Genomic DNA, 8,577 nt, shown 5'->3' with positions numbered 1-8,577 from the left:
GTCTTGTGGCGGAGCCACCTGGCCCGCCACCCCGTGCGTCGAGCGTGCGTGCCGGGCGTCGCGACGCCGCGGAGATCCATCAGAAGGGCCCTAGGGCCCTTGTGCTCCGACCGGGAAGGTTGACCGGCTTACGGAGCTCACGGCGTCGGTCGGCGAGCACCACACGGAGCGACAGGTGATCCGCTGGCTCCCGGCTCGGGATGAAACAGCGGCGGTGCGGGAGTTGGGTGTGGCGACAGGGAGGTCGTTGATCGCCGTGTCGCCATCGGACTGCCGTCGAAAGGCAACCTCATGCCCTTGCTGCGCCTCGGTGTTTCCCTTCAGCCGCGCTGGCCGCTCGATGACGGAGCCAGCGTGCTCCGCGCCGCACGCCACGCTGAAGAATTAGGCCTTGACCACGTTGCGGTCGGCAACCGCCTTCTGGACAGCGGCTTCGGCCTCGACACGGACCCGCTTGTTCTGCTGTCGGCCGTCGCGGGGGCGACGACGCGCCTGCGGCTGCTGACATCCGTACTCGTCGCGCCGTACTACCCGGCGCTGGTGCTCGCCAACCAGGCGGCCACCCTGGATGTCGTGTCCGGAGGCCGCTTGATCCTGGGCGTCGGCACCGGCTGGAACCCCGACGAATTCGCCGCCGTCGGTGTACCCGCCCGTCAACGCGGTGCACGCACCGACGACCACCTCGCCGCTGCCAAGGCCCTGTGGGCCCGGCGACCCGCAGACTTCAACGGGCCGTTCACGACGCTGCACGCCGCGCACTTGGGAGTGCCTCCGGTCACCGCCGGCGGTCCGCCCGTGTGGGTCGGCGGCCACAGCGACGCTGCCTTGCGCCGTACGCTGCGTTTCGGCGACGGCTGGTACGGCACAGGCGCCGACGCCGCAGAGATCACCAACGTCCGGCGCCGCCTGCGTGACCTCGCCGGCGCAGAGAACGCTGACCGGCTGACGCTTGCGTCGGCTGCATTCCTCACTCCGCCCGGGCTCCCCGCGGCGGTCCCGCCACCGGGACGGCCACTCGGCGGCACTGCACCGACTGCAGCGAGTGTCGCCGACGACCTCGGGCGGCTCGCCGAGGCAGGGCTCACCGCTTGCACCCTGTGGCTGCCTGTGGCGGCTGAACATGTCGAGAAGGCTATGGAGTGGGTCGCAGCCGAGGTGGCACCGCGACTCACCTGATGCCGTGGTGGGGAAGACCGTCAGGCTGATCAAGCTGCCGTTTCAACGGGGCGTCCGCCCCGGCGGATGCCCTTCTCACTGCGGATGCGAGCGCGTTCTCGACGTTGGGCGGCCAGGACGTCGGGGTGGCGGGCGTTGGCGTTGCGCCAGCGCAGGTAGGCGTGGAGGGCCTGGCTCTGCGCGGGATGGGTCCGGTCCGGGAAGTGCTCCAAGACGTGCTCGATGCGGTCACCTCGGCGGCCAGTACCTCGGGCGCAGGCAGGTTGTCCGCGTCGTCGGGGCTCGGGTCGCGGAGCCAGGTGATGTCGAGGTCGGCCTTGTCCCGGCGATCAGTTCCTCGTACGTGAACGCCTTGAAACGCTCCATCTCGACCCGGTTGGAGTGGTCCTCGTCAGGCCGGTAGCACTGGATGAAGTCTTCCAGGACGGCCCGGGTGAGCGGATCCTCGCCCGCGCCGCCCTCGAAGAGCACGTGGCCGGGGACGACGACCGCTGCCCGGCCGTTGATCCAGCGAGGAGGGCGGAGCGCCCGAAGAACGGACGCCTCGCCTCACCTCACCATGCCTCACCTCACGTGGTGGTCCGCCGACGCCGTGCCCCCGGCCGTCGCTCGCTCGGGCGGGTCACCGGGTCCCCGGCCTCGCGGGCGCTCGCCCGGCGGCGCAGCCCGAACTCGGCCAGCGCCTCGGCCAGCTTGGCGACGGACGGCTCCGGAGCCATCACGTCCACCCGCAGCCCGTGCTCCTCGGCGGTCTTGGCCGTGGCCGGACCGATGCAGGCGATGACCGTGACGTTGTGCGGCTTGCCGGCGATGCCCACCAGGTTCCGCACGGTCGAGGACGACGTGAACAGCACGGCGTCGAACCCGCCGCCCTTGATCGCCTCCCGGGTCTCCGCCGGCGGCGGCGACGCCCGCACGGTGCGGTACGCCGTGACGTCGTCGACCTCCCAGCCCAGCTCGATCAGCCCGGCGACCAGGGTCTCCGTGGCGATGTCGGCGCGCGGCAGGAAGACGCGGTCGATCGGGTCGAACACCGGGTCGTACGGCGGCCAGTCCTCGAGGAGTCCGGCGGCCGACTGCTCCCCGCTCGGCACCAGGTCCGGCTTCACGCCGAAGGCGACCAGCGCCTTCGCGGTCTGCTCGCCGACCGCGGCCACCTTGATGCCCGCGAAGGCGCGCGCGTCGAGCCCGTACTCCTCGAACTTCTCCCGGACCGCCTTGACGGCGTTGACCGAGGTGAACGCGATCCACTCGTACCGTCCGGTGACGAGCCCCTTCACCGCCCGCTCCATCTGCTGGGGCGTGCGCGGCGGCTCGACGGCGATCGTCGGCACCTCGTGCGGCACCGCCCCGTACGACCGCAGCTGGTCGGAGAGCGACACCGCCTGTTCCTTCGTCCGCGGCACGAGCACCTTCCAGCCGAACAGCGGCTTGGACTCGAACCACGACAGCTGGTCGCGCTGCGCGGCGGCGGACCGCTCACCGACCACGGCTATCACCGGCCGGCCGCCGTCCGGCGAGGGCAGCACCTTGGCCTGCTTCAGCGTCTGCGCGATGGTGCCGAGGGTGGCTGTCCAGGTCCGCTGCCGGGTCGTCGTACCGGCGACGGTGACCGTCAGCGGGGTGTCCGGCTTGCGTCCGGCGGCCACCAGCTCACCGGCGGCCGCGGCCACCGAGTCGAGCGTCGTGGAGACCACGACCGTGCCGTCCGAGGCGCCGACCTCGGTCCAGCACCGGTCGGAGGCGGTACGGGCGTCCACGAAGCGGACGTCCGCGCCCTGCGCGTCCCGCAGCGGCACACCGGCGTACGCCGGCACACCCACCGCCGCCGCGACACCGGGCACGACCTCGAAGGGCACACCGGCGGCGGCGCAGGCGAGCATTTCCTCGGTCGCGTACGTATCTAGTCCCGGGTCCCCGGACACCGCACGGACGACCCGCCTGCCACCCCGCGCGGCCTCCATGACAAGATGAGCCGCATCCCGCGCGGGCGGGAGGGAAGCGGTCGTTGACGCTCCGTCAACAACCGTGAGTTGAGGCGCGCCTGTGCCCGGATACGGGTCCGACGACGGATCCGGATTCGTGGGCACGACGGAGACGCCCTGCCTGGCGTGGCTCCTGATCACGTCGAGCACGTCGTGCTCGGCGACCAGGACGTCCGCGCTGGACAGTGCCTCCACGGCACGCAAGGTCAGCAGTCCCGGATCCCCGGGTCCGGCACCCAGGAAGGTGACGTGCCCGTGATCGAGGCCGGCGGGAAGGTTGGTGGGGCTCACTGTGCTCGCTCCCCCATCAGACCGGCCGCGCCCTGGGCAAGCATCTCGGTGGCGAGTTCGCGACCGAGCGCCGTCGCCTGGTCGTATGTCTCGGGCACGGGACCGGTGGTGGACAACTGCACCGTCCGGGTGCCGTCGGTCGTGCCGACGACTGCCCGCAGGCGCATTTCGTTGACAGTCTGCCCGTCGGCCAGAAGGTCGGCCAGCGCGCCCACAGGGGCGGAGCAGCCGGCCTCCAGGGCGGCGAGCAGTGATCGCTCGGCGGTCACGGCGACCCGCGTGAACGGGTCGTCGAGTGCCCCGAGCGCGGCGATCAGCGACGCGTTGTCCGCGGCGCACTCGATCGCCAGTGCCCCCTGGCCGGGGGCGGGCAGAACCGTGTCGACCGACAGGAAGTCGGTCACCTCGTCGATGCGGCCGATGCGGCTGAGGCCGGCCGCGGCCAGCACCACGGCGTCGAGCTCGCCGGCGTGCACGTATCCGATCCGGGTGTCGACGTTCCCCCGGATCGGGACGGTCGCTATGTCCAGCGCGTGCGCGCGGGCGTACGCGTTGAGCTGGGCCGCACGGCGCGGCGAACCGGTGCCGATGCGCGCCCCGCGCGGCAGGTCGGTGAACTTCAGCGCGTCCCGGGCGACGATCACGTCCCGGGGGTCCTCGCGCACCGGTACGGCGGCCAGCACCAGGTCGGCCGGCTGGGTGGTCGGGAGGTCCTTCAGCGAGTGAACCGCGAAGTCGACCTCGCCGCGCAGCAGCGCGTCCCGCAGGGCGGTCACGAAGACACCCGTGCCGCCGATCTGCGCCAGGTGCTCGCGGGAGGTGTCGCCGTAGGTGGTGATCTCGACGAGCTCGACGGGCCGTCCGGTCACCTGGCTCACGGCCTCGGCCACTTGCCCGGACTGGGCCATGGCGAGTCGGGATCGCCTGGTCCCCAGTCGCAGTGGAATGTCACTCATGCCGGTCGGTCCTTCTCGGTCGTGCTGTCCACGGCCCGGGAGACGGCGGCCACCGTCTCCGGGTCGAGGTCGAACAGGGTCCGCAGCGCGTCCGCGTACCCGGCGCCGCCGGGCTCGGCCGCGAGCTGCTTGACCCGTACGGTCGGCGCGTGCAGCAGCTTGTCGACGACCCGGTGCACCGCCTGGCGGATCTCCCCGCGCTGGCGTTCGTCCAGGTCGGGCAGGCGCCCGTCCAGGCGGGCGATCTCGCCCGCGACGACGTCGGCGGCCATGGTCCGCAGCGCCACCACGGTGGGCGTGATGTGCGCGGCCCGCTGCGCGGCGCCGAACGCGGCCACCTCGTCGGAGACGATACGGCGGACCTGGTCCACGTCGGCGGCCATCGGGGCGTCGGCCGACGCCTCGGCCAGCGACTCGATGTCCACCAGCCGCACCCCGGCCAGCCGGTGCGCGGCGGCGTCGATGTCCCGGGGCATGGCGAGGTCGAGGAGGAACAGCGCGGGCGCGGGCCGTACGAACCCGGCGACCGGCTCGGGCCTGCGCCGCTCGGGGATCCGGCCGACGCGGGCCGCGGTCGCGGCGAGCGCGCCGATCAGCTCGGCCTCGGCCGCCACCTCGGCCTCCGGGGTACGGCGCCCGGCCTCCCGGATGTCCACCGTCCCGTTGTCCACCCAGGCCGCGTGCTGCTCCAGCTCGGCGGCGGCCATACCGGCGACGGCGGCCTCCCCCAGCACGGAGAAACCGCTCTGCTCGGCGGCGAGGTCGAGCGGACAGTTCTCGTCGGTGCCGAGGCTCGGGCCGGCGAGCGGCTGCTTCGGCGCCGACGGTACGTCGATCTCGGTGACCGGCTCACCGGTCCGTCCCTCGACCGCGGCCGCGACCGCCTCCGCCGTCAGCACCAGCCCCGTCGCCCCGGTGCAGGACACCACGACGTCGGCACGTGTCAGCTCGCCCGGCACCGCGTCCATCGGTACCGCGCGGGCGGCCACGTCCGTGTCGTCGCCCTCGGAGAGGATCCCCGCGAGCCGCTCGGCGCGGTCGAACGTCCGGTTGGCCACCACGATCTCGGCGACCCCGGCCCGCGCCAGCGTGGCGGCGGCCAGCGAGGACATCGAGCCCGCGCCGATGACCAGCGCCTTCTTGCCGGTGGCCCAGGTCTCCACATCCGCACCGGCGGCCAGCTGCTCCAGGCCGAAGGTGACCAGCGACTGCCCGGCCCGGTCGATGCCGGTCTCGGAGTGGGCGCGCTTGCCCACCCTGAGGCCCTGCTGGAACAGGTCGTTCATCAGCCGGCCGGCGCTGTGCAGCTCCTGCGCGCGGGCCAGCGAGTCCTTTATCTGGCCGAGGATCTGCCCCTCGCCCACGACCATCGAGTCGAGCCCGCAGGCCACCGAGAACAGGTGGTGGACGGCGCGGTCCTCGTAGTGCACGTAGAGATAAGGAGTGAGCTCGTCCAGCCCGACCCCGCTGTGCTGGGCGAGCAGCGTGGACAGCTCGGCGACCCCGGCGTGGAACTTGTCCACGTCGGCGTACAGCTCGATGCGGTTGCAGGTGGCGAGCACCGCGGCCTCGGTGGCCGGCTCGGCGGCGACCGTGTCCTGGACCAGCTTGACCTGGGCGTCCGCGGAGAGCGCGGCCCGTTCCAGGACGCTGACCGGGGCGCTGCGGTGGCTCAGCCCGACGACGAGGAGACTCATGCCGGCATCACGGCGGGTACGTCCCCGTCGGGCCCCTGCTCGCCGGCCTCCTGGTGGGTGGCCACGGGCGGCACCGCTCCCTCGTGCTCCTCGCCGGCCTTGCGCTGCTCGTGGAAGGCGAGGATCTGCAGCTCGATGGAGAGGTCGACCTTGCGCACGTCGACGCCGTCCGGAACGGTCAGCACGGTCGGCGCGAAGTTCAGGATGGAGGTGACCCCGGCGGCCACCAGGCGGTCGCAGACCTGCTGGGCGACGCCCGGCGGGGTGGTGATCACGCCGATGGAGACTCCGTTGTCGGAGATGATCTTCTCGAGGTCGTCGCTGTGCTGCACGGCGATCCCGGCGACCTGCCGTCCGGTCATCGCCGGGTCGGCGTCGATGAGGGCGGCGACCCGGAAGCCCCTGGAGGCGAACCCGCCGTAGTTGGCGAGGGCGGCGCCCAGATTTCCGATACCGACGATCACGACCGGCCAGTCCTGGGTCAGGCCCAGCTCGCGGGAGATCTGGTAGACGAGATATTCGACGTCGTAGCCGACACCGCGCGTTCCGTACGAACCCAGGTACGAGAAGTCCTTGCGCAGCTTCGCGGAGTTGACCCCCGCGGCGGCGGCCAGTTCCTCGGAGGAGACCGTGGGGACCGAGCGCTCCGACAGTGCGGTCAGCGCCCGGAGGTACAGCGGAAGCCTGGCGACGGTGGCCTCGGGGATCCCTCGGCTGCGGGTCGCCGGTCGGTGAGTTCGGCCAGTTGCCACGGTGCTCCAACGGTTTGAGCGGGGCTGCGGACGGTCACTCGTACCCAGACCGCCCCGTCGACAGCAGGCTATGTCTTTGTGAACGCGTGCACAAAGATGGTGTCCGATTTGCCCGGCCAACGTGACCGGGGTCACGCGCCCCCGGCGCGGTCGTACGGAACCGGCGCACACACGCGCACGCTCCCTCTGCGTCGGGGGCAAAATCGCACACACTCCTTACGAATCCCGCCCCCCGAGACCAAGCCGCCGTCGATCCTAAGCGACTTCGCAGCCGGTTTGGACTAGTCGGTCAGTGCCTTGCGGAGCCGCTCTTCGTTCACGCGCCAGAAGGTGTGCTGTTCGCCGTCGACGAGGACCACCGGAATCTGCTCCCAGTACAGGTCGTGGAGCCGCTGGTCCTGGGTGATGTCCTGGTGCTCCCAGGGCACGTCGAGGTCGCCGCACACCTTCTCGACCACGGCCTGGGCGTCATCACACAGATGGCAGCCGGGCTTACGGATGAGGGTGACCAGCCGCACACGGGGCGCGGGCGCCTTCCGGCCGAAGAGGGGACTCATGTCGTCCATTGTCCCGCCCCTGGCAGGGCATGTCCGCCGCCTCCTGGGCACCGTCCTCGCCCTGCTTCACGGCGCGGTCGCGGAGAGTTCACACCCATCCAACTCCCGTGACTCCGGAACCACCGGACGGACTGGCTATGCTCACGACATGGCCGCTCTCGGATGGCTCACTCCCCGTAGGCGCTCCGCCACGGCGCGGAGCGTGTTGGCAGGCGAGGCCTCGGCAGAGGCCGCGCGCAAGAACCAGGAAGCGCCGGCGCCCGTCGAAGAGGCCGCGGAACCCCAGTTCCCGGTGCTCGGCGACGACAAGGCCGCCGCGTTCTTCGACCTGGACAACACGGTGATGCAGGGCGCCGCCATCTTCCACTTCGGCCGCGGCCTGTACAAACGGAAGTTCTTCGAGACCCGCGACCTCGCCAGGTTCGCCTGGCAGCAGGCGTGGTTCCGGCTGGCCGGCGTCGAGGACCCCGAGCACATGCAGGACGCCCGCGACTCGGCCCTGTCGATCGTCAAGGGCCACCGGGTGGCGGAGCTCCAGACCATCGGCGAGGAGATCTACGACGAGTACATGGCCGAGCGCATCTGGCCCGGTACCCGCGCCCTCGCCCAGGCCCACCTGGACGCGGGCCAGAAGGTGTGGCTCGTCACGGCGGCGCCGGTGGAGATCGCCGGCGTGATCGCCCGCCGCCTCGGGCTGACCGGCGCCCTGGGGACGGTCGCCGAGTCGGTCGGCGGCGTCTACACCGGCAAGCTGGTCGGCGAGCCCCTGCACGGGCCCGCGAAGGCGGAGGCGGTGCGCGCGCTGGCCGCCGCCGAGGGCCTCGACCTCTCCCGGTGCGCGGCCTACAGCGACTCCCACAACGACATCCCGATGCTGTCCCTGGTCGGTCACCCGTATGCCATCAACCCGGACACGAAGCTGCGCAAGCACGCCCGCGAGATGGACTGGCGCCTGCGCGACTACCGGACGGGCCGCAAGGCGGCCAAGGTGGGCATCCCGGCGGCGGCCGGGGTGGGCGCGGTCGCAGGCGGCACAGCGGCAGCCATCGCCCTGAGCCGACGCCGCCGCTAGGGCCTGTCTGACAATTCCCGTCGTCGCCCGGAGGGCGGCCGCGCGGCGTCAGGTGCGTGCTCTGGGGGTCCCCCCGGCCGGAGGCTGGGGG

Annotated in this window: 7 protein-coding genes and 1 pseudogene; 2 read left to right on the top strand and 6 right to left on the bottom strand. The window is 72.1% G+C overall.

Annotation, left to right across the window (positions count from 1 at the left end):
• Positions 1 to 291: 291 nt before the first annotated feature.
• Positions 292 to 1,176, top strand: a complete 885-nt coding sequence (locus tag AB0958_RS43445; protein ID WP_366896009.1) for a TIGR03619 family F420-dependent LLM class oxidoreductase — start codon at positions 292 to 294, stop codon at positions 1,174 to 1,176.
• Between the two features lie 29 nt (positions 1,177 to 1,205).
• On the opposite strand, the pseudogene AB0958_RS43440 reads toward AB0958_RS43445, so the two are convergent.
• The 6 genes and pseudogenes from AB0958_RS43440 to AB0958_RS43415 all read right to left on the bottom strand — a co-directional run.
• Positions 1,206 to 1,382: pseudogene (locus AB0958_RS43440) on the bottom strand (IS630 family transposase); the annotation flags it as partial.
• 363 nt (positions 1,383 to 1,745) lie between these two features.
• Positions 1,746 to 3,452: a bifunctional uroporphyrinogen-III C-methyltransferase/uroporphyrinogen-III synthase gene (locus tag AB0958_RS43435; protein WP_132890427.1), complete on the bottom strand. Its 1,707-nt coding sequence runs from the start codon at positions 3,450 to 3,452 to the stop codon at positions 1,746 to 1,748.
• Positions 3,449 to 4,408, bottom strand: coding sequence for a hydroxymethylbilane synthase (gene hemC / locus AB0958_RS43430; RefSeq protein WP_366896008.1), 960 nt, complete (start codon positions 4,406 to 4,408; stop codon positions 3,449 to 3,451). The genes AB0958_RS43435 and hemC overlap by 4 nt, the downstream gene beginning before the upstream one ends.
• A complete protein-coding gene (locus tag AB0958_RS43425; RefSeq protein ID WP_366896007.1) occupies positions 4,405 to 6,105 on the bottom strand; it encodes a glutamyl-tRNA reductase in 1,701 nt (566 codons plus the stop codon). Before AB0958_RS43425 ends, hemC begins: the two co-directional genes overlap by 4 nt.
• Entirely contained in the window at positions 6,102 to 6,857 is a 756-nt protein-coding gene (locus tag AB0958_RS43420; RefSeq protein ID WP_366896006.1) for a redox-sensing transcriptional repressor Rex, read from the bottom strand. The genes AB0958_RS43425 and AB0958_RS43420 overlap by 4 nt, the downstream gene beginning before the upstream one ends.
• 281 nt (positions 6,858 to 7,138) lie before the next feature.
• Positions 7,139 to 7,423, bottom strand: a complete 285-nt coding sequence (locus tag AB0958_RS43415; protein ID WP_366896005.1) for a glutaredoxin family protein — start codon at positions 7,421 to 7,423, stop codon at positions 7,139 to 7,141.
• Positions 7,424 to 7,562: 139 nt separating this feature from the next.
• Here AB0958_RS43415 and AB0958_RS43410 point away from each other — a divergent pair, with 139 nt between their 5' ends.
• Positions 7,563 to 8,486: an HAD-IB family hydrolase gene (locus AB0958_RS43410; RefSeq protein WP_360512297.1), complete on the top strand. Its 924-nt coding sequence runs from the start codon at positions 7,563 to 7,565 to the stop codon at positions 8,484 to 8,486.
• Positions 8,487 to 8,577: the final 91 nt, after the last annotated feature.

Source organism: Streptomyces sp. NPDC006655, from assembly GCF_040703965.1.
Classification (GTDB): Bacteria; Actinomycetota; Actinomycetes; order Streptomycetales; family Streptomycetaceae; genus Streptomyces.
This window is presented reverse-complemented; position numbering and strand designations above follow the sequence as displayed.